Source organism: Streptomyces lunalinharesii (assembly GCF_039532155.1).
Lineage (GTDB): Bacteria > Actinomycetota > Actinomycetes > Streptomycetales > Streptomycetaceae > Streptomyces > Streptomyces lunalinharesii.
In genome coordinates this window covers 54,680-74,061 of the sequence record NZ_BAAARK010000004.1, presented here as the reverse complement: position 1 = coordinate 74,061, position 19,382 = coordinate 54,680, and the positions used below count along the sequence as shown (strand labels likewise).

Below are 19,382 nucleotides of genomic sequence, written 5' to 3'. Positions count from 1 at the left end.
GCGCGGCCCGTCGGTCAGGGCCGGTCGTGCGCCGGGTCGAGCGGGGGAGCGGGTGTTCAGGCGGTGGCGCGGGCGGCCGGCGCCATCCGGTCCAGCGCGGCGCGCAGTGCGGCGTTGAACTCGGCGGGCCGTTCCTGGTGCGGCAGGTGGCCCGCGTCGGCGATCACGCTCAGCCCGGCGCCGGGCGTGAGCGCGGCGCAGGCCCGGGGCACCTCCAGCGGGATCTCGGTGTCCGACGCGCCGTGCAGGTAGTGGATCGGCACCCGGAGCGCGGGCAGCACCGGCCGCGGGTCGTAGGCGGCGGCCGCGGCGAAGTGCGCGTCGATGTGGACCCCGGAGTCCAGGATCTGCCGGACCGTCCAGTCGACCAGCGCGGGCGAGGTGCCCGGTGCGTACCACTTCGGCACCCAGGCGGCCAGGGTGCCGGCCCGGTCGCGGCGCAGGCCGGCCGTCAGCTCCGCCAGCGGCATCCCCGTGGACGGCCAGTACGCCGGTCCGTCCACCGCGATCACCGCACCGGTCAACTCCGGCCGCCTCAAGCCCAGTTCGGTGGCGAAGGTCGCACCGATCGACGAGCCGACGACCGCCGGCCGGTCCAGCCGCAGCGCACCGATCAGCGCCACCAGGTCGCTGACGACCCCGGCGGTGGTGTTGCCGCGGACCGGCCGGGCCGACCGCCCGCAGCCCCGCCAGTCGACGGTGACCACCCGGTGGTCCCGGGTGAGGTCGGCCAGCTGCGCGCCCCAGGTGCGGGCGCTGGTGCCCCAACCGTGCAGGAGCAGCAGGGCGGGGCCGGTGCCCTCGTCCTCGTAGTAGAGGGTGGTGTCGTTGACGTCCAGGTGGGGCACGGCGGCTCCTCCTCGCCTCGTCGGACCGCTGCGGGCCTGCGGTCCGTGGTGCGCCCAGCCAACCCCGATCACCTCCGCCGACCAATGGGCGAACCGCGCTTACACTGATCGCGAACGGTGATCAATGCGGGTCACGGCGAACGGGGGACCATGGAGATCCGACAGCTGCGCTACTTCCTCACCGTGGCGGAGGAACTGCACTTCGGCCGGGCCGCCGAACGGCTGCACATCGTGCAGTCCGCGGTGAGCCAGCAGCTCCGCCGGCTCGAACGCGAGCTGGGCACCGACCTGTTCACCCGCACCACCCGCACGGTCCGCCTCACCGAGGCCGGCGACCGGCTCCTGCCGTACGCCCGGGAGATGCTCGCCCTCCAGGCCCGCGCCCGCGAAGCCGTCGACGCGCTGCGCGCCGAGCAGGCGGCGCGGGTGCGGCTCGGCACCAGCTCCGGACTGGGCGAGCGACTGGACACCCTGCTGGCCGCCCTCGCGCGCTCCGCCGGCCACGCGCCCCTGGAACTCGTCACCGGCAGCACCGAGGAGCGCCTGGCGCAGGTGCGCACCGGCGAACTGGACGCCACCCTGCTGCGCGGCGAACGGACCGAACCGGGGCTGGAGTTCCTGCCGCTGTGGCAGGACGCGCTGCGGGTGGCGCTGCCCGCGCACCACCCGCTCGCCGCCCGGGAGGCCGTCGAACTGGCCCGGCTCGCCGAGCTGCCGCTGCGGCTCTCCCCGCCCGCGCGCAACCCCGCGCTCCACGACCTGGTCCTGCGCTCCTGCCGGGAGGCCGGCTTCGAGCCGGTGCCCGGGCCGGAGTTCACCAACGCCCAGGACACCCTCGCCGCCATCGGCTACGGCACCCCGTCCTGGACGGTCTTCTACGCCCCGCACGCCGAACAACTCCCCGTGCCTGGCGTGGTGTTCCGCCCCCTGCGGGACCCCGAGCCGACCCTGCGGACCTACCTCGCGGTGCGGCCCGGACCGCCGCGGGCCGCGCTGCGCGCCCTGATCGACGCCTGCAACGCGGCGGCCGACGAGGCCCCCGGCACCCCGGCGGCGCCCCAGGACGCGCGCCGCTGACGGAGTTCCGGATGAGTGGTGCTCACGCCCCACCCGACCGGGCGGGCACTGCGGCCGGGGCCGCGGCGGCGACGAACTCCGCCACGTGCCGGGGCAGTTCCCGGTGCCGGTACCACGCCAGGCGGACCTCGACGGGCGGCAGGTCGTGGACGGGCACGACCCGGACGGCCGGTGGCGCCAGGTCCGCCAACGACGCGACCGAGAGGTGCACGGCGTCGGACTCCACCACCAGGGCCAGCATCTCCGCGATGCCGTTCACCCGGTGGCGCCGGTGGATCGGCCGGCCCTGCGGGGTGCGGTGCGGCACCAACTCGTCCCACAGGTACGCGGGGAACTCCCCGGGACGGTCGAAGGCGTCGTACGCGGCGACCTCCTCGACGGAGACGGTGTCGCGCCCGGCCAGCGGATGCCGCGCGCCCACCACGACGGCGCGTGACTCGAAGTGCAGCACCCCGCTCGTGACGAGGTCCGGCTCTTGGATGCCGAACTTGACCAGCAGCACGTCGAATTCGTCGCGGCGCAGCGCGGAGAACGGGTCGGTGAGGTCGTAGGGGGCGAGCACGGCCCGGTCCTCGCTCAGGCCCGCGGCGGCCAGGACCTCCCGGGCCGTCCGCGGGGAGCTGGGGTAGCCGAAGCGGATCGGGCGGTGCGTGGGAGCGGGGGGTGGTTCAGCCATCGTGGACTTCCTCGGTGAGGGCGGTGTAGGCGCGGAGCTGGTCCGGGCGCTCGGGCGTGCCGTCGATCCGCAGGGCGGCGAAGGGGCCGGCCGAGGCCGGCAGCCAGGGTGCCTGGCGGACCACCAACTCGTCCCCGGGGCCGACGATGCCGTCTGCCACCGCCTCGACCAGCAGGTGGTTGAGGTGGACCAGGCAGCCGGCGATGGTCACCCCGGCCGTGGCCACGTGCAGTTCCCGCCGGACCGGAGCGCGGTCCCGCGGGTCCTGGTCGGTCAGCACCCGCACCACCGCGGAGGGACGGGTCGGCAGTTCGGCCGCCCCGTCGAAGAGCTTCAGCAGCCGGCGCAGGGCGGTGCTCGCCCCGGCGTCGGCCGGGCCCAGCCAGGCGGCCGACCCGTCGTCGGCCACGTGGTCGAAGGCGAACCGGTCCGTGAGGTTGACGGGGTTCCCCGCGAGGAACACGGTGCGGGTGAAGTCGCGGCGCCAGTCCGCGGCCGTCGACGGATCGACGCCGGCGGCGAACGCGCACGTGGCCCGCACCCAGGCCGGCAGGTCGAAGTCGCGCAGCACGCAGACCGCCAACACCTGGGCGTCCGACGCGGCTCGGGTGATCTCCCGCCGTGCCGACAGCAGCCCGTCGGCGGTCAGCAGGTCGAAGCGCGCCGCCAGTTCGGGCCGGGCGGTCAGGATGCGCCGGGCCACCTGTGCGCGGAACAGTTCCTGGGACGTCGTCATAGGTAGACCGCCGAAAGCAGCTCGGGACTCGGTGCCAGCCGGTGCCTGGCCAGCAGACCGGAGGTCAGCCGGTAGGGATTGACGTGGAGATGGGCACTGCGGTGCCGGGCGAGGACCTCCGGCAGCGGCGCGGGATCGGTGGCCCCTTCGTGGGACAGCAGCCGGGCGGCACGGGCCAGGCTCTGCCGCAGCGCCCCGTGGCGGAAGGACTGCCGCTGGCCCGGGCCCAGCCCGGCGACGAAGTACAGCCGCATGCCCAGCCGGAGCACCGCGTCGTCGTACTCGGCCCCGGCCCGGCTCAGCAGGGCGCCGGCGGTGTGGTCGTGCCAGTCACCGTGGCGCGCGGAGCGGATCTGCCCGTCGATGGGCACCCGGCCGAGGGTGATCCGGCGGACGGTCGCTCCGCACACGGACAGCGTGCGCTCCAGGAGCAGGTAGTCGGGTTCCAGCTCACGGTCGTACAGCAGCACCGTCTCGTCGAACCGCGGTGCCAGCGCCACGAGTTCCCGCAGGGCACAGGCCAGGTAGTTGGGCCGGCCCCGGGCGTCGACGATCTGCCGCAGCGGCAGCCCGTACCGGGTGGCGTCCAGGAAGACCGGGCCGCCGTAGGCGCGCTGGTCGAGACACATGCCGACGGTGCCGAGGCGGTCGATCACCTCCTCCAGCCCCAGTTCCGGCGGCTGGTGCGCGAGCAGCCCGGCGTCGTGCATGCCGAGGCGCGCGTAGTGCGCCGCCCACCGTTGCAGGATCCGGGCGCTCGCCGGGTGAACCCAGCCGTGCAGCTCGACCGCCTCCGCGTAGGGACGCAGCGCGGCCGCTCCGGCCCGTCGTCCTTCGGACCGGTAGCCGACGTAGAGTTCGCCGATCTCCTCCTCGGTGAGCACGGAGTAGTCGGTGTCCCCGACGGTGCGGTCGAGGTGTTCCCAGAACCCGAGGGTCTGCTCCGTGAGGTGGTAGGTGGTGGGGCTGTACCGGTAGGTCACCTCGGCCAGTTGCGCGGTGGCCCGGTACAACACGTCGGCCCACAGCAGCCCCTTGAGGTGGCTCGGCGTCAGGGGCTTGGACGGGGTCACGGTGATCGGGGCCAGCAGCACCCGGGGGCGCGCCGCGCCGGGGGGCACGGCGTCGGCGTCCGGGAGCCCGGCCCGGCCGGGGGCCGAGGTGGCCTGGAGACTGGTCTGCACTACGCACCTTCCGCCGCTGCGATCAGCTGGAGGAACGCGTCCCGGTCCGGCGCCGCGGGCAGCAGCGCCGGATCGATCGGGGGCGCCAGTTCCACCCGGGCCCGGAACTTCTCGTCGTCGAAGGTCGCGGTCGGCGTGCTCAACCCCATCACCACGCGGACGACGGAACGCCAGACCAGCCCGTCGGTGAGGGACGCCGCGCGCACCTGCGCGGGGCTCGGCCCGTTGCCGTGCCGTGCCTGCGGCGGCGCGGCCGGCCGGCCGACACCGGTCGTGGCCTTCCACTGCGCGGCCCGTGCCGCGTCCTCGGACGCCGCGAGCGCGTACCAGGGCGCGTAGCACTGCTCGGCGAGCCGGCCGGCCGCCTGGCCGAGCGCCAGGTCGGGGACCGCGTCGGCGAGCAGGTCGGCGAGCCGGAAGGCGTGGTCCAGCGCGAGCGAGAGGCCGCGGCCGTACAGCGGATTGGTGACGCAGGCCGCGTCTCCGACCGCGAACAGCCCCGCCACCGGCCGCTGTCGGGTCGTCACCGTGCCGCGCAGCGTGTTCGGCGGGCAGGTGATGACGTTGACCGGGGTGAGCGGGTCGCTGACACCGGGGGCGAGCCAGGCACCGATGCCGGGGGTGGCGCGGGCCGCCGCGGTGAACGCGCCCGGCTCGCGCAGGCGTGCCGTCGCCCGGTCGCCGGCGGGCACCATCACCGCGACGGCGAAGGTGCCGTTGTCCGACGGGTGCAGCGCCGCGGCGTAGTGCTCCCACACCCCGCCCACCGCGTTGCCGCGGTTGAGCGGTCCGGGGCGCCCGCTGCCGCGCAACCGGTACTGGCGGCTGTACCCGGTGAGGGCGGAGGGCTCGACCAGGTCCTCGGCGACCGGGACCCCGGCGGACGCCAGCCAGTCGCGCGAAGCGGCGCGCCGGCCGGTGGCGTCGATCACGACCGACGCCGGCAGCACCTCGCCGTCCGCGGTGTGCACCCCCCGAACCCGCTCGCCGGTGGAGTCGAGCGCCAGCCCGCGGACCACCTTCCCGTGCTCCGGACGGACCTTCGGCAGGTCCCGCACGTAGCGGTACAGGAGCAGTTCGAGAACGGTGCGACGGCAGGCCAGCGCCACGAGATCGTCGTCGTCGACCTCCCGGGCCCGGTCCTCGACCAACGGCGGCAACGCCTCGATCAGGTCCAGCAGTTCGGCGCCGGCGTCCACCAGCGTGCCGAGGAGCGCCGGGGCCCGCCGGCGCAGCGTCCGCACGCCGACCGAGGTCAGCGAGTGCGAGTGCACCGCCTGCGGAACGGTGGGCCGGTGCCAGTCACGCACGGCCTGCTCGACGGGTCCCTCGGGAGGCGCGGCCGAGCGCTCCAGCACCCGCACCTCGTAGCCGGCGCCGCTGAGGGCGAGTGCGGTGGCCAGTCCGGCGACGCTCCCGCCGACTACTATCGCCCGCACCGTCTCAGCTCCGTCGCCCGTGGACGAAGAACACCCGGCGCACTCCGGTGTCGGAACGGTCCGGCACCGGATCGGGCCACCGTCCGTAGTCGGCGGCCGGCTCGCCGGGCTGGGTGGCCTCGACGGTGAAGCCGTGGGCGTCGAACAGCGCTTCCGGCTCGTCGGTGCCGAACAGCCACGGGCAGCCCCAGCCGGCGAACACGTCGAGCAGCTCACGCATGTTCGGCAGGGTCAGCGCGGCTGCGTTGACGATGTCCGCGGCGATCCGGCTGCCCGGTGTCATGAGCGCGGCCACCCGGTCGAGGACGCGGTGCGTGTCGTCGCCGGGGATGTAGTAGAGCAGCCCCTCCAGCAGCCAGGTGGACGGCTGTTCCGGGTCGTAGCCGGCGGCCGTCAACTCGCGTTCCCAGTCGGGGGACGTGAGGTCGAGTGCGATCGAGCGGTGGTCGACCCGGGGCCGGGTCTCGCCCAGCCGCTCCTCCTTGTAGGCCAGGACCGCGGGCCGGTCGACCTCGAAGTAGCGGATGTGCGAAGGCCAGTCGAGCCGGTAGGCGCGAGAGTCCATCCCGGCCGGTGCCAGCACGATCTGGTGCATCTGTGGGTCCTGGGCGGCCGTCTGGAGGAAGTCGTCGAAGAACCGGGTGCGGATGGCGTTGTAGTCGGGGGTGCTCGGTACGGTGCGTTGCACGTCCTTGGGGAAGGTGGCCTCGCGGACCTCGCGGAGCAGCTCCGGGCCTCCCTCGCCGGCCAGGAGGACGGCGTAGGGGTCGCTGTAGAGCCGGTCCTCGCGGGCGGTCTCCGCCGCGCGCAACGCTGCCGTCAGAAGTGCGGTCCGCTCGACGGCGTCCAGTTCCTCGCTCATGCCGTGCCTTCCTCGCTGACGGGGGCCGTGCCGGTCAGCCGCCCCCAGAGTGTGTGGTCCTGTCGGAACATCCGGTCCTTGACCTGGGTCGGCCGGATGCCGGTGGCGACGCTGGCGTGCCAGTCCCGCAGGAAGGCGTCACCGTCCAGGCGCCGCACGGTCGCGGCGGTCAGCCGGCCGGCCGAACGAGCCGTCCGGTAGCCCGCCGCCTCCCGGCCGACGGCCACGTCCAGTTCGGCCGCGAAGCGCGCCGTCTCCTGCGCGCTCCACGCGTCGCGGGCCGCCACGGCGAACTCGTAGTGCGCGGCGGCGCCCTCGGGCCGGTCCGCGACCCGGCAGGCGGCGTTGCGGACGTCGAGGCCGGTGGCCTGCGCGGCCACCGCGAGCGCGCGGATGACCTGCGCGTCGCGCAGCCGCTCGCCGACCGCGTCCGACCGGGTGCTCCGGCCCGCGTACGCCACCCGCGGCACGCCGCCGACCCGGTCGACGACCCGGACCACGTCGCCGACCGCGTAGCGGTACAGACCGCCGATGTGGCTGAAGATCACGTGGTAGTCCCGGCCCGGCTCCAGTTCGTGCAGGGTCAGGGTCGCGGAGTCGGGCCGGATGTCGGACTCGGCGTCCAGGAACTCGTAGGCCGACGCGGTCACCACCAGGGAGCCGGCGGAGCCGTGCCGGTCGAGCGCGACACCGGTGGGCCCCTCGGACGCGGCGACGGGCGCCGGGAGCGTGGCCACGCCGGGGCCGAACTCCTCACTCAGCCGCGGCAGGTAGAGCGTCGCCATCCCCGTCGTCCAGAGGAACAGTGCCCGCATGTGCGGCCAGACGTGGGCCGGCCGGATCGTCCCGAAGTGCTCGGCCAGCCGCTCCAGGGTGGCCGCCCGTTCCGGATGGGGACTGCCGTACGGCACCCCGCCGAGCGTGCCGTCGCGGATCTCCTTGACCAGCCGGGGCCACCAGAGGTTCAACTGGTAGGGCAGCGCGGCCACCATCGCCGGGTTGATCCCGATGACGCAGCGGACGTCGCTCTCGACCGCGAGGCGCAACCGCAGGTAGGTCTTCTCCAGGTGGTCGTTCTCGTCGACCTGCACCGGCAGCGTGCCCCACGGCGCGAACGTGCCGGGTTCGGCGGACAGCGGCTCGCCGAACCGCGTACCGAGGTCGACCTGACTGGCGCCGACGTGGGGCCGGCCCGAGGCCGTGGTCGGGGGCGCGGGACGCGGGTCGTGCTTCAGGTTCAGCACCGCGTCCGGCCGGTCGAGCACATCGGGGAAGTGCTCGATCAACGGGGCCCAGGCCGCGAAGTAGAACGGGAAGAAGGCCCGGTGCATGAAGCCCTCGGTGACCGGGATCTTCTTGTGGGCGCCGGTGGTGCCGCTGCTGGTGAAGTACACCGCGGGGTCGTCGGCGCTCAGCAGGTTGCTCTCGCCCGCCGCCATCCGCTCGATCCAGGGCGCCAGCGCCGCGTAGTCGTTGATCGGCACCGCCTTGCGGAAGTCGGCCAGGGAGCGGATCGCGCCGAAGGAGTGGGCGCGGCCGTACTCGGTACCCGCGTTGTGCTCCAACAGCTCGCGCAGGACGCGGTGTTGGTGACCCTCCGCATCCGCGAGGGCGCCTTGGAGGCGCTCCCGTTCGCCCAGGACCCGCTCCCGGTAGCTGCGCATCCGAGCCGGATCAGCCCAGGGGTCAACCGATGTCACGGCCCATCACCTCTCCTAACATCTGCACGGTCCGGGGCACGTCGTCCGGCTCCTCGACGACGGTGACCGGCAGGTGCCGGACCTCGTCCAGAAGGGCTTCGCGCAGGTCGGACTGGAACTTCTCGAACGACGCCCGGTCGGGCCGTTCGCCGTAGTACTCAAGGAGGTTGGTCTTGGCGCCTTCGCCGCTGCGCTCCCAGGCCGTGGCCGTCGACACCCCGAGGAAGACCACCTGTTGAGGCTGGGGGAAGCTGCGCCACCAGTCGAACAGGGGGTGACGGTCGACGCCGGCCAGCCGGCACTTGGCGAGGATCTTGTAGTAGTAGGAGTCCACCAGCACCGGTGCGCCGTCCGGGCTGCGCTCGATGCTGTCGCGCAGGTGGACCGTCGCGGTCTGCAGCAGGCTGACCATGAAGTCGAGGGAGTAGCCGTCGTGCAGGTCCGGCAGGACGTCGGCGACCAGGTTCCGGCGCAGCCTTCCGATCAGGGAGTGGCTGGGAGCCAGGAACGCGTCGTCGAGGGAGACCACGTGCCAGGAGGGCGCCCGCTCGGCGAGCTCCGTCAACGCGGAGGACTTGCCGGCGTAGTCGGTGCCGAGGAGCACGACGAACGGGGGTGCACTGCGCGGCGCATCGGACGCGGTGCGGCCGGGGGTCAGCAGGCTCGCGGGGCCCGCGGTCATCGGTGTTTCTCCGTGCCGGGATCAAAATCCCCGGTGTCGTGGAAACCGCGCGGTATGAGGTGCTCGGGTGCGTTCACCGACCGGCGGATCCGGTGACGGCGCCTGCTTCGTCCGGCACTGCTCAACGGGTCCGTAGGTCTGAAAGCGTAACCTGCCGAAGTCGACACGCTTTTCCTCGTTCCTGAAGTGCTCTGACCCCCGGAAACGGTGGTTACTCGGGTTTCTGGGGTATATCGCCGTCTTAGGCAATGGCAGCACCGTAGTGGCGGATATCTATGAATATCCGGAGTCTTTCGGTGCGGTGCCGACGCCCTGCACCGGGCCGAAGCGGCCCGAATTCGGCGTGCGCGACCGACCTCGTCACGGGACGGGAACGTCGGTTTCCCGGCACCGTTCCGCTGCCCCCGCACAGGATTCGGAAGACCCCCGCACAGGATTCGGAAGATGTAATTCCATATTCCTCGGTGTCCGGTCTCCGCGTGGGCCCGAGCAGCACGGACCGCTATCCGGAAATTCTCGGAACGGTCGGCGCCATCGGCATACTCCCGCGGAAGTGGCGCCACCGGCGCGGCCGGCACCACACCACCGCCCGGCCCTGTTCCCACCGAAGAAGAACCAGCTCAGGCGGCGCTTTATCGCCGGAATATCAGCTCGCCCGCACCCAGGCGTACCGGTGTTCCGGGCGCCCGGTGTCGCCGTACTTCAGGGTGAGGCTGATGTGGCCGGCGCGCTCGAGGTGCTTGAGGTAGCGCTGTGCGGTGGAGCGGCTGACCCCGGCGCGCTCGGCGACCTCGTGGGCGGAGAGCGGTAGCCCGGCCTCGTCCAGGATGCGGCGGACCAGGTCCACGGTGGCCGCGGAGTGCCCCTTGGGGAGTTCGCTGTGCGGGGAGTCCGGGGTGCGCAGCGCCGCGAAGATCCGGTCCACCTGCTCCTGACCGGCCTCGCCCCGGCCGCCGACGCCCTCGACGGTGCGCCGGAGCGCGGCGTAGCCGTCCAGTTTGGCCCGCAGCCCCGAGAAGCCGAACGGCTTGACCAGGTACTGCAGGGCGCCGTACCGCATCGCCGCCTGCACCGTGGCCACGTCCCGGGCCGCGGTCACCATGATCACGTCGGAGTGGTGGCCCATCTGACGCAGCCGCCGCACCAACGTCAGACCGGTCTCGTCCGGCAGGTAGTGGTCGAGCAGCACCAGGTCGACGGGGTGGCGCTCCAGCGTGGCCAGTGCCTGGGCCGCGGTGTGCGCGCGCCCCACGACCCGGAAGCCGGGCACCTGGGACACGTAGGCGGCGTTGATCTCCGCGACGCGGAAGTCGTCGTCCACGACAAGGACATCGATCACGGTGACTCTCCTGTGGCCGTGAGCTGACGGGCGGCGGCGCCGGCGGCCGGCGCCGGTCCCCGGGGGGCGGACGACGGGAGGGCGGCGATCGGGCCGCCGCGGCCCACGCGGTCGGGCGTCAGGGCTTCGGGCAGGACGACGGTGAAGACCGCGCCGCCGCCCGCGCGGGCGGTGACCCGGGCCATCCCGCCGTAGCGCTCGGACAGCCGGCGCACCAGCGCCAGACCGATGCCCCGGCCCCGGGACGCGACGGTGGCGCGCTTGGTGGACCAGCCCTCGGCGAAGACCCGTTCGCGCATCTCGGGCGGCACGCCGGGCCCGGTGTCGCTGACCCGCACGACCGCGGTGGTGCCCTCGGCGCGTAGCTCCACCTCGACGAACGGTTCCCCGTCGCGGCGCTCGGCGGTGGCGTCCAGCGCGTTGTCGATGAGGTTGCCCAGGACCGTGACCAGGTCGCGCGGGTCCACCACCGCGTCCGGCAGCAACGTCGCGGGTGACATCCGCAGCGCGACGCCGCGTTCGGCGGCGATCGCCGCCTTGCCGACCAGCAGCGCGGACAGCAGCGGGTCGTGCACCCGCTCGGCGATCTGTTCCGCGGACGCGCGGTGGGCGCTGGCCACCTCGGCGACGAACTCCACCGCCATGTCGTACCGGCCCAGTTCGAGCAGTCCGCGCACCGTGTGCAGCTGGTTGGCGTGCTCGTGGTCCTGGGCGCGCAACGCGTCCAGCAAACCCTGGGTGCTGTCCAACTCGCGGCCCAGCAGCTCCAGTTCGGTGCGGTCCCGCAGGGTCACCACCGCACCGCCGTCCCGGGTCGGGACGCGGTTGGCGACCAGCACCCGGCCACCACTGATCGCCAGCAGGTCGCCGCCGGCGACCCGGCCGGCCAGCACGTCGGTGGTGCGGCCCGGCGGCAGCACCTCGTCGAGGTCGCGGCCCGCGGCACCCGGGCCGAGCCCCAGCAGCCGGCCCGCCTCGTCGTTGACCAGCCGGATCCGGCCCCGCCCGTCGAAGGCCACCACGCCCTCGCGGATGCCGTGCAGCATCGCCTCCCGCTCGTCCAGCAGCGCCGAGATGTCGGCGGTGGCGACGCCGTGCGTGCGGCGCCGCAGGCTGCGGGCGACCACCACGGCGGCCAACACGCCGGCCGCCAGCGCCGCGCCCGCGTACCGCAGCAGGCCCGGGATGGCGCGCAGCAGCAGCCCGTGGACGCTGTCGTAGGCGATGCCGACCGAGACGGCCCCGACGATCGCGCCGCTGTCGTCGCGCAGCGGCACCTTCGCGCGGGCCGACCGGCCCAGCGTGCCGGTGTCGATCTGGCGGACCTCGGCACCGGCCAGCGTCCGACTGGGGTCGGTGGAGACGTGGCGGCCGATCTCGGCGGCGTTCGTGTGCGACCAGCGGACCCCGCGGGTGTCCATCACGACGACGTACAGCGCCCCCGTGGCCCGCCGGATCCGCTCCGCGGCGGTCTGCACCGGGCCGCGTGCGGCCGGCGCGGTGGCCGTCACCTCGCGGGCCAGGTCCGGATCGGCGGCGGTGGTCTCGGCGATGGCCAGGGCCCGGCGCATCGCCTGGTCGTCCAGGGAGTGGCCGAGCGGAGCCAGGAACAGGCCGGTGGCCAGTACCGTCACGCCGGTGGTGATGACCAGTTGCGCGGTGAGGACCTGCGCGAAGACACGACGGGGCCAGTGGATCCGCATGCGGTCCCCCTTGTTCCGGCCGCCCTCCGCACGCGGCGGAACCGACACTGCTGTGTGCTGACGTTCGCTGTTCATGACGCTCTTTGTCGCTCTCGGGTAAACGCAACGTAAGCCGCCGTGGCCCGGCTGCCCAGCCCCCGTCGAACTTTTGTTGTTCTAGCGTGAGCAAAATGGGCACAACAGGGTTTGCGCGCAGAAAGACTGCTTGCGCCCACAAGGCTGCCGCCCGGGCCCGGCTCGCTCCTAGCCTCCCGGTCCATGAACAGCCACACCAGCCCCGCCATCGAGCTACGGGGCGCGAGCAAGACCTTCCGCACCCCCTCGGGCGGACTGCACACCGCCGTCCGGGACCTGGACCTGACCGTCGGCCGCGGCGAGTTCGTCGCCGTGGTCGGGCCCACCGGATGCGGTAAGTCCACGACCCTGACCCTGGTCAGCGGCCTGGAGGAGCCCACCGAGGGCGAGGTGCTGGTGGCCGGCGAGCCGGTCCGCGGCATCGGCGACAAGGTCGGTTTCGTCTTCCAGCAGGACGCCGTCTTCCCCTGGCGCACCGTGCTCTCCAACGTCATGGCCGGCCCCCGCTTCCGCGGCGTGCCCAAGGCCGAGGCCAGGGAGCGGGCCCGCGAATGGCTCGCCCGGGTCGGCCTGTCCGCGTTCGAGGACCGCTACCCGCACCAGCTCTCCGGCGGCCAGCGCAAGCGCGTCGCGCTCGCCGCGACCTTCGTCAACGACCCCGAGATCCTGCTGATGGACGAGCCGTTCTCCGCGCTCGACGTGCAGACCCGGGCGCTGATGTCCGACGAGCTCCTCGACCTGTGGTCCGGCACCGGCGCCTCGGTCGTCTTCGTCACCCACGACCTGGAGGAGTCCATCGCGCTCGCCGACAAGGTCGTGGTGATGACCGCCGGTCCCGCCACCGTCAAGGAGGTCTTCACGATCGACCTCCCGCGGCCCCGCCGGGTCGAGTCGGTACGCCTGGAGCCGCAGTTCCTGGAGATCTACCGGGAGATCTGGTCCTCGCTCGGCGAAGAGGTCCGGATCACCCGCGAGAGGAGTGCCGCCCATGTCGCCTGAGACCGTCACCGCACCGGCCGCGACCACGTCCGGCACCAGGGGGGAGCGCAGCGAGGCCCGCGCCCGCGCCGCCCGCCACCACAAGCTCCTGGTCTACGGGACCCGGGCCGCGCTCCTGGTCGGCCTGCTCGCCCTGTGGGAGGGGCTGGCCCGCGCCGCGGTCATCGATCCGTTCAACTTCTCCATGCCGTCGAAGATCTGGGACCAGATCGCCCAGTGGGCCGTCGACGGCACGCCGCAGGGCACCCTGTGGGAGCAGGTCTGGTACACGCTCTACGAGGCGCTGCTCGGCTGGGTCATCGGCGTCATCGGCGGCGTCGTCCTGGGCATCGCGCTCGGCCGGATCCGGTTCCTGGCCGACGTGCTCGGCCCGTACATCAAGGTCCTCAACGCGCTGCCGCGGATCGTGCTGGCACCGATCTTCCTGATCTGGTTCGGTCTCGGACCGGCCTCGAAGGTGGCCTCCGCCGTCGTCCTGGTCTTCTTCCCGGTGTTCTTCAACGCCTTCCAGGGCGCCCGCGAGGTCGACCGCAACCTGGTCGCCAACTCCCGGATCCTGGGCGCCAGCAACCGCCAGGTCACCCTCCAGGTCGTCATCCCCTCCGCCACGTCCTGGATCTTCACCAGCCTGCACGTCAGCTTCGGCTTCGCGCTGATCGGCGCCATCGTCGGCGAGTACATCGGCGCGACCAAGGGGCTTGGCCTGCTGGTCTCGGCCTCCCAGGGCACCTTCAACGCCGCCGGTGTCTACGCCGCCATGGTGATCCTCGCCGTGGTCGCCCTGCTCGCCGAAGGTCTGCTGGCCTTCCTGGAGAAGCGGCTCTTCCGTTGGAAGCCGGCCGACGCCGGCGACGCCCGCTGACCCCACCGCCGCCCCCCCCCGCACCCGCACCGCCCCACCTCACAAGGACGTGACCATGCGCACCCACTTCAAGTCCACGGCCGCGGTCGCCGCCGCGGCGCTCGCCCTGACCGCCCTCACCGGCTGTGGCGGCGGTTCCGCCGGCGGGTCGGGGGACGCCGCGGACGGCCGGATCCAGATCATGGTGGGCGGTCTGGACAAGGTCATCTACCTGCCGGCCCGCCTCACCCAGCAGCTCGGCTACTTCAAGGCCGAGGGCCTCAACGTGACCCTGCTGACCGAACCCGCCGGCGTCCAGGCCACCACCTCCCTGGTCTCCGGCGACGTCCAGGGCGTCGTCGGCTTCTACGACCACACCCTCGACCTCCAGGCGAAGAACAAGCAGGTTGAGTCGGTGGTGCAGCTGGCCCACGCGCCCGGCGAGGTGGAGGTGGTCGCCAACAAGGCCGCGTCCGAGCTGACGTCGGCCAAGGACTTCAAGGGCAAGAAGCTGGGCGTCACCGGCCTGGGCTCGTCCACCGACTTCCTCACCAAGTACCTGGCGGTCAAGAACGGCGTCCAGGTCAACGAGTTCACCCCGGTCGCGGTCGGCGCCGGCCAGACCTTCCTGTCGGCGTTGCAACAGGGCTCCATCCAGGGCGGCATGACGACCGACCCGACCGTCGCCCAGGTCGTCAACAAGAAGATCGGCAAGGTGCTCATCGACATGCGCACCCCCGAGGGTTCCAAGGAGGCGCTCGGCGGCCCCTACCCGTCCTCCAGCCTCTACATGAACACGGACTGGGTGAACAGCCACAAGGACACCGTCCAGAAGCTCGCCAACGCCTTCGTCAAGACCCTCAAGTGGATGTCCACGCACACCCCCGAGCAGATCGCGGAGAAGATGCCGGCGGACTACGCGCAGGGCGGCAAGGAGCTCTACGTGCAGGCCATCAAGGACACCCTGCCGATGTTCACCAAGGACGGGGTGATGCCGGCGGACGGCCCGGCCACCGTCGAGCGCGTCCTCAAGGCGTTCAACCCCACCCTGAAGAACGCCACCATCGACCTGAACAAGACCTACACGACCGAGTTCGTCAAGAAGTGACGGAGGTGACGGAGGTGACGGAACGTCAGGCGACGTCGTCGGGCTGACCCCCGCCGGGACCGGGCGCGCACACCGGCGCACCTGGTCCCGGCGGCCCGTCGACGCCCCTCACACGAAGTTGACCCCGCCCCGCACCAACAGCGGATCGTCCACCAACTGCCACAGCGGCACCGCGTAGTTGCCCCGCCCGTACCGGCCGCCGCAGTGCAGTGCGAGCACGCGGTGGTCGGCGACGTCGATGACCGGCGCACCGCTGGTGTCGCCCAAGGTGGAGCAGTCGTGCCGCAGCACGGTCCCGTCCGCCGCCAGTCCGGTCGCGGTCCCCGGCTGGAGCCGCTTGACGCCGTAGACGTCCAGGAAGATCCGCCGCATGGACTCCGGTTCGTTGCGGCGGCCGTCCCAGGCCGGATAGCCGACGCAGTACACCGGCCGCCCCGGCAGGTCCGGCGGCGCGTCCGCGGCGACAGCCAGGGGCGGGGGCAGCGCGCTGCCGCCGAGGTACGGGGCGATCCGCAGCAGCGCCAGATCGACCTCCTCGTGGATCCCCAGGACCTCGACGACCTCGTACGACGGACCGCCGTCCACCGGCTCCGGACCGCCCGCGCACTCCTCGCCCACGTCGAGGGCGGCACCCAGGCCCTGCCGGAACACCCAGCCCCCACCCGCCCGGCGCGCGAACTCCACCGCCACGTGCCGGTTGGTCAGCACCGTCTCCGGACCGACCAGGAAGCCCGTCCCCAGCCAGTCCAGGCTCAGGTGTCCGGAGACCTCCACCCGGCCGACCCGGACCAGGGACTGCCGGATCGCCGCCCGGTGGACCTCCAGCACCGCCCAGTCACCCTCCTGCGGGGCGAAGTCCTGGTGCCGCACGGGGAGCGACGGGCGCCCTTCGAGCAGGACCAGCGCCGCCATCCCGAACGACTCGTCGTCGCCGATGTCGTCGGCCCGTCCCCGGGCGAGCTTCTCCAGGCCGTTGGCGCCGGCCCACAGCACCCGGGTGCGCTCCTGCCGGGCGCACAGGGCGATCCGCCCGGCCGCCCGCTCCTCGGTGGGCAGCGCCACCGCGGATTCGGGCTCCTCCCAGGACAGCCGGTCCCGCACCCGCGCCGCCACCGCGCGCAGATCGGAGAAGACCTGCTCGGGCCCGGTCGCCACCGGTGAACGGCTGGCCTGTGCCATCCCGTCCTCCTCGTGCAGGTCGAGTCGACCGGCGGCCGGCGCCCGTGCGGAACACCGGCGGCCCGGCGGTCCGTGCCCACCGGCACGGACCGCCGGGCGACCGCTCACTCCGACGGGTAGATGTCGCCGCTCCGCATGGCGCTCTCCTGCTCGCTCCGGCTCTCCAGCCGGCGGGACTTCTCCTGGAGCCGCTGCCGTTCCTTGGGGTCACTGGTGCGCTCCGCGGCGTCGGCCAGTTGCCGGGCCTTCTCGCGCATGTGCTGAAGGCGTTCGCGTGTCTCGTCCGATCCCATGACCGTTCCTTCTCGTCCCGTGCCGATACCCGGCGTCCCCGGTGGCGTCGAGCCCGGCGCCCGGTGAGCCGCTGCTACCAGCGAAACAGGGCCCGCCGCCGTCGGCACCTCGAAGCGTCCCGGGCGGCCCGCCCGGGACCCGCCGCGGCCCCGAGAGGGCCCGGCGGCGGAAGCGCATAATGGTGGCCAGGTAGGGAACCAGCCCGTCCGGAGGTGGATCCCCGATGGCCCCTCTGCTCCTCGTCCTGCTCCTGGTGCTGCTGCTCGCGGGCGCCGGCTTGGCCGTGAAACTGCTCTGGCTCGTCGTCCTCGCCCTGGCAGCCGTCGCGCTGCTCGGCTTCCTCCTCCGTCCGTCGGGCCCGCGCGGCACCCGGGGGCGCCGCCACCACCACGGGTAGGCGCTGTCCGATGCCCGCCATCAAGGCCCGCAAGGCCCGCGACACCACCGCGACCGTCGGCGGCGCACCGTGCTGGGTGAGCCTGATGACGCACGACGTGAAGGGCGCACAGGACTTCTACGGCAGGGTCCTGGGCTGGCAGTTCCGGCCCGGCACCCGGGGGGCCGAGTTCTGCTCCATCGCGCTGGCCGAGGGCCGGCCGGTCGCCGGGATCGGCACGCTGACGCCCCAGCGGCACGTCCCCGTCGCCTGGACCCCGTACTTCGCCGTGGCGAACGCCAACGACACCGCCGCCCGGATCCGGGAGCGCGGCGCCACGCTCGCCGTCGGCCCCCTCGAAGTGGGCAAGGGGCGCGGCGCCCTGGCCGCCGACCGGGACGGTGCGGTCTTCGGACTCTGGGAGGGTCAGACGCTCTCCTGGTCCGTCGGGCAGGGCGGCGCACCCACGTGCCTGGAGCTGCGCACCCGCGACGCCTTCGAGTCGGCGATCTTCTACGGCGAGGTCTTCGGCTGGGCCCCCGACCGGCCCGGCGGCTGCGACATCAGCTACGAGCACGACGAGGTGATGGTCCGCGACGAGGGCGGGCACACCGTGGCCGCGCTGCGCGGCGGCGCCGTCGAATCCGCCCCCGACCCGCACGTCCGCCCCCGCTGGCACGTGTACTTCCCCGTTCGCGACATCGAGGAGGTCACCGCGGCGGCCGTGGCCGCCGGCGGGTTCGCGCTGCCGGTGACCCCGATGGTGGACGGCGGCTGCGAGGCCGTGATCCGCGACTCCCAGGGCGGGCTCTTCACCGTCGCCACCGTCCAGGGCACCGTCCCGGACGCTCACTAGCCCCCGGCGAGCGGCCCGGCGCGGGGCCGCCCCGCCCCACCGACACGCCCGGTCGTTCCCCTGCCCCGCGGCGTGTCTCCACCGGATGGCCCGCCTGCGTTGGCGCGCGCGGCCAAGAGGGACGTTGGCTGAACCACAACAGACACAACCGGCACGTAACAACGCGCCATGACCACGCCCGATGAGCGCCGGCACCTCCGGTGCGGACGCTCCCACCCCGTTCAGTGGAGTAGCTACATGTCACCTGAACCAGCTCCTCGTGGGGGCCAAGCCGATCTGTCCCCGACGGAACACGGCGAACACGTTCCGCGCACCAGCCAGGACAACGTCTCGTTCCGCACCCTGGTGTGGACGGCCGCCACCACGAGACCCGTGGAGGAAGTCGCCGCTCTCGTGGAACTGCTCAAGCGCAGCGGCGACGACCCCAACCCCGGCGACGAAGCGTTGCGGGTGGCGGCGATGACCCGCCCGGTGAGCGAGGTCGGGCCGCTGCTCGCCCTGCTCGGCGAGGCACCGCACACCGCGGAGGCGAGCTACGAGGCCCTGCGCGCGGCCGCTGTAGGCCGCTCCGTCGACGAGGTCGCCCAGCTGATCAAGCTTTTCGACCGGGCCCAGGACGGCCAGGTTCCCAGCGTGGAACCTTCGGACGGCGACCCGTACCACGACAGCCACGCCGACACCGCGAGCATGGCCACCACGTCCCTGCCGGTCCACAACGACCCCTACGCCGATCCCTACGGCGACCCGTACGCCGACCCCTACGGCCACCCGGGCCCGGACCACGGCTACGCGGCCCAGGACCCCGGCGGGGGCGAGCCGGCGATGCGGGACGCCCCGCCGCGGCCCCAGCGCGTCCCCTGGCCGGGCGCCAACGCGCCGCACCCCGGCTGGCCGGGGCACGGGGGGCCCGCGCAGCACGGGCCGGCGGTCGGCGGCGTGTTGCGGTCCGTCCTGCGCTGGCCGGCCGCCGCGGCACTGGCCCTGTGCGGGTTGAGCCACCTGCCGCTCGGCGCGGCGGAGACCCAGGGCGGTGCGTCGGACGCCCTCTCCATGGCCATCGCGGTGGTGTACCTGCTGCTGGCCGGTTTCCTGGCGGTGCGCGACACGTCGGCCGTGTGGATCGCCAGCGCCGCGGCCGCGGTCACCGTGATCATCCTGCACGCGCTGTCCCGTGCCGGTGTCCTGGTGCCGCTGCGCAGCAGCCTGGGCAACGCCTCGATGTGGCCGGAGCTGTTGGCCGTCGGGCTCGCGATCGTCAGCGCCGGCCTGGCCGGCGCCGCGCTGCTGCTGCGGCCGCGTCGGGTGAGCCCCGCGACGGCCGGTGTGTGAGCGGCGCGCGGATGCGGCGGCCGTCCCCCCCGGGGGGACGGCCGCCGCATCGCGTGTCCGGACCGACGTCCTGCCGGTG

The 19,382-nt window shown here is 73.4% G+C and carries 19 protein-coding genes; 7 read left to right on the top strand and 12 right to left on the bottom strand.

Annotation, left to right across the window (positions count from 1 at the left end):
* Nucleotides 1–56 precede the first annotated feature (56 nt).
* On the bottom strand, nucleotides 57–848 hold the full coding sequence (locus ABD385_RS08230) for an alpha/beta fold hydrolase (RefSeq protein WP_344574375.1): 792 nt from the start codon (nucleotides 846–848) through the stop codon (nucleotides 57–59).
* A gap of 150 nt (nucleotides 849–998) precedes the next feature.
* On the opposite strand from ABD385_RS08230, the gene ABD385_RS08225 reads away from it, so the two are divergent.
* Nucleotides 999–1,925, top strand: coding sequence for a LysR family transcriptional regulator (locus ABD385_RS08225; protein ID WP_344574374.1), 927 nt, complete (start codon nucleotides 999–1,001; stop codon nucleotides 1,923–1,925).
* A gap of 22 nt (nucleotides 1,926–1,947) precedes the next feature.
* On the opposite strand, the gene ABD385_RS08220 is transcribed toward ABD385_RS08225, so the two are convergent.
* The 9 genes from ABD385_RS08220 to ABD385_RS08180 form a co-directional block, all read right to left on the bottom strand.
* Nucleotides 1,948–2,601, bottom strand: coding sequence for a LysR substrate-binding domain-containing protein (locus ABD385_RS08220; RefSeq protein ID WP_344574373.1), 654 nt, complete (start codon nucleotides 2,599–2,601; stop codon nucleotides 1,948–1,950).
* Nucleotides 2,594–3,337, bottom strand: a complete 744-nt coding sequence (locus ABD385_RS08215; RefSeq protein ID WP_344574372.1) for a DUF6182 family protein — start codon at nucleotides 3,335–3,337, stop codon at nucleotides 2,594–2,596. Before ABD385_RS08215 ends, ABD385_RS08220 begins: the two co-directional genes overlap by 8 nt.
* Complete coding sequence (locus ABD385_RS08210) at nucleotides 3,334–4,521, bottom strand: hypothetical protein (RefSeq protein WP_344574371.1); 1,188 nt, start codon at nucleotides 4,519–4,521, stop codon at nucleotides 3,334–3,336. The genes ABD385_RS08215 and ABD385_RS08210 overlap by 4 nt, the downstream gene beginning before the upstream one ends.
* Nucleotides 4,521–5,960 carry an FAD-dependent oxidoreductase gene (locus ABD385_RS08205; protein ID WP_344574370.1) on the bottom strand — a complete coding sequence of 480 codons (1,440 nt, stop codon included), beginning with the start codon at nucleotides 5,958–5,960 and terminating at the stop codon, nucleotides 4,521–4,523. The genes ABD385_RS08210 and ABD385_RS08205 overlap by 1 nt, the downstream gene beginning before the upstream one ends.
* A gap of 4 nt (nucleotides 5,961–5,964) precedes the next feature.
* Complete coding sequence (locus tag ABD385_RS08200; RefSeq protein WP_344574369.1) at nucleotides 5,965–6,822, bottom strand: class I SAM-dependent methyltransferase; 858 nt, start codon at nucleotides 6,820–6,822, stop codon at nucleotides 5,965–5,967.
* Nucleotides 6,819–8,522, bottom strand: a complete 1,704-nt coding sequence (locus ABD385_RS08195) for a GH3 family acyl-acid amido synthetase (protein ID WP_344574368.1) — start codon at nucleotides 8,520–8,522, stop codon at nucleotides 6,819–6,821. Before ABD385_RS08195 ends, ABD385_RS08200 begins: the two co-directional genes overlap by 4 nt.
* A complete protein-coding gene (locus ABD385_RS08190) occupies nucleotides 8,509–9,204 on the bottom strand; it encodes a hypothetical protein (protein WP_344574367.1) in 696 nt (231 codons plus the stop codon). The genes ABD385_RS08195 and ABD385_RS08190 overlap by 14 nt, the downstream gene beginning before the upstream one ends.
* Before the next feature lie 646 nt (nucleotides 9,205–9,850).
* A complete protein-coding gene (locus ABD385_RS08185) occupies nucleotides 9,851–10,543 on the bottom strand; it encodes a response regulator (RefSeq protein ID WP_344574366.1) in 693 nt (230 codons plus the stop codon).
* Nucleotides 10,540–12,246: a sensor histidine kinase gene (locus ABD385_RS08180; protein WP_344574365.1), complete on the bottom strand. Its 1,707-nt coding sequence runs from the start codon at nucleotides 12,244–12,246 to the stop codon at nucleotides 10,540–10,542. Before ABD385_RS08180 ends, ABD385_RS08185 begins: the two co-directional genes overlap by 4 nt.
* A gap of 258 nt (nucleotides 12,247–12,504) precedes the next feature.
* On the opposite strand from ABD385_RS08180, the gene ABD385_RS08175 reads away from it, so the two are divergent.
* Genes ABD385_RS08175 through ABD385_RS08165 form a run of 3 tightly spaced genes read left to right on the top strand, consistent with a single transcriptional unit; the run spans nucleotide 12,505 to nucleotide 15,269 of the window.
* The gene (locus tag ABD385_RS08175) at nucleotides 12,505–13,320 is read left to right on the top strand and encodes an ABC transporter ATP-binding protein (protein ID WP_344574364.1); all 816 of its coding nucleotides are present in this window, start codon (nucleotides 12,505–12,507) and stop codon (nucleotides 13,318–13,320) included.
* Nucleotides 13,310–14,182, top strand: a complete 873-nt coding sequence (locus ABD385_RS08170; protein ID WP_344574362.1) for an ABC transporter permease — start codon at nucleotides 13,310–13,312, stop codon at nucleotides 14,180–14,182. The genes ABD385_RS08175 and ABD385_RS08170 overlap by 11 nt, the downstream gene beginning before the upstream one ends.
* Before the next feature lie 55 nt (nucleotides 14,183–14,237).
* Nucleotides 14,238–15,269, top strand: coding sequence for an ABC transporter substrate-binding protein (locus ABD385_RS08165; RefSeq protein ID WP_344574361.1), 1,032 nt, complete (start codon nucleotides 14,238–14,240; stop codon nucleotides 15,267–15,269).
* Between the two features lie 108 nt (nucleotides 15,270–15,377).
* Here the strand turns inward: ABD385_RS08165 and ABD385_RS08160 are convergent, their stop codons facing one another.
* Together ABD385_RS08160 and ABD385_RS08155 are read right to left on the bottom strand one after the other, a co-directional pair.
* On the bottom strand, nucleotides 15,378–16,448 hold the full coding sequence (locus ABD385_RS08160) for a trypsin-like serine peptidase (protein ID WP_344574360.1): 1,071 nt from the start codon (nucleotides 16,446–16,448) through the stop codon (nucleotides 15,378–15,380).
* Between the two features lie 104 nt (nucleotides 16,449–16,552).
* Complete coding sequence (locus ABD385_RS08155; protein WP_344574359.1) at nucleotides 16,553–16,741, bottom strand: DUF6381 family protein; 189 nt, start codon at nucleotides 16,739–16,741, stop codon at nucleotides 16,553–16,555.
* Between the two features lie 224 nt (nucleotides 16,742–16,965).
* Here ABD385_RS08155 and ABD385_RS08150 point away from each other — a divergent pair, with 224 nt between their 5' ends.
* The 3 genes from ABD385_RS08150 to ABD385_RS08140 all read left to right on the top strand — a co-directional run bounded on the left by ABD385_RS08150 (nucleotide 16,966) and on the right by ABD385_RS08140 (nucleotide 19,303).
* Nucleotides 16,966–17,139: a hypothetical protein gene (locus tag ABD385_RS08150; protein ID WP_344574358.1), complete on the top strand. Its 174-nt coding sequence runs from the start codon at nucleotides 16,966–16,968 to the stop codon at nucleotides 17,137–17,139.
* A gap of 10 nt (nucleotides 17,140–17,149) precedes the next feature.
* Complete coding sequence (locus tag ABD385_RS08145) at nucleotides 17,150–17,974, top strand: VOC family protein (RefSeq protein WP_344574356.1); 825 nt, start codon at nucleotides 17,150–17,152, stop codon at nucleotides 17,972–17,974.
* A 237-nt stretch (nucleotides 17,975–18,211) separates the two neighbouring features.
* Nucleotides 18,212–19,303: a hypothetical protein gene (locus ABD385_RS08140; RefSeq protein ID WP_344574355.1), complete on the top strand. Its 1,092-nt coding sequence runs from the start codon at nucleotides 18,212–18,214 to the stop codon at nucleotides 19,301–19,303.
* The last annotated feature ends 79 nt before the right edge of the window (nucleotides 19,304–19,382 follow it).

What these genes read in the sequence shown, in the direction of transcription:
- ABD385_RS08215 (WP_344574372.1), bottom strand. Translation starts at nt 3,337, where the DNA reads ATGACGACGTCCCAGGAACTGTTCCGCGCACAGGTGGCCCGGCGCATC.
- ABD385_RS08200 (WP_344574369.1), bottom strand. Translation starts at nt 6,822, where the DNA reads ATGAGCGAGGAACTGGACGCCGTCGAGCGGACCGCACTTCTGACGGCA.
- ABD385_RS08160 (WP_344574360.1), bottom strand. Translation starts at nt 16,448, where the DNA reads ATGGCACAGGCCAGCCGTTCACCGGTGGCGACCGGGCCCGAGCAGGTC.
- ABD385_RS08150 (WP_344574358.1), top strand. Translation starts at nt 16,966, where the DNA reads ATGGCCCCTCTGCTCCTCGTCCTGCTCCTGGTGCTGCTGCTCGCGGGC.
- ABD385_RS08190 (WP_344574367.1), bottom strand. Translation starts at nt 9,204, where the DNA reads ATGACCGCGGGCCCCGCGAGCCTGCTGACCCCCGGCCGCACCGCGTCC.
- ABD385_RS08220 (WP_344574373.1), bottom strand. Translation starts at nt 2,601, where the DNA reads ATGGCTGAACCACCCCCCGCTCCCACGCACCGCCCGATCCGCTTCGGC.
- ABD385_RS08170 (WP_344574362.1), top strand. Translation starts at nt 13,310, where the DNA reads ATGTCGCCTGAGACCGTCACCGCACCGGCCGCGACCACGTCCGGCACC.
- ABD385_RS08155 (WP_344574359.1), bottom strand. Translation starts at nt 16,741, where the DNA reads ATGGGATCGGACGAGACACGCGAACGCCTTCAGCACATGCGCGAGAAG.
- ABD385_RS08165 (WP_344574361.1), top strand. Translation starts at nt 14,238, where the DNA reads ATGCGCACCCACTTCAAGTCCACGGCCGCGGTCGCCGCCGCGGCGCTC.
- ABD385_RS08140 (WP_344574355.1), top strand. Translation starts at nt 18,212, where the DNA reads ATGTCACCTGAACCAGCTCCTCGTGGGGGCCAAGCCGATCTGTCCCCG.
- ABD385_RS08175 (WP_344574364.1), top strand. Translation starts at nt 12,505, where the DNA reads ATGAACAGCCACACCAGCCCCGCCATCGAGCTACGGGGCGCGAGCAAG.
- ABD385_RS08225 (WP_344574374.1), top strand. Translation starts at nt 999, where the DNA reads ATGGAGATCCGACAGCTGCGCTACTTCCTCACCGTGGCGGAGGAACTG.
- ABD385_RS08145 (WP_344574356.1), top strand. Translation starts at nt 17,150, where the DNA reads ATGCCCGCCATCAAGGCCCGCAAGGCCCGCGACACCACCGCGACCGTC.
- ABD385_RS08180 (WP_344574365.1), bottom strand. Translation starts at nt 12,246, where the DNA reads ATGCGGATCCACTGGCCCCGTCGTGTCTTCGCGCAGGTCCTCACCGCG.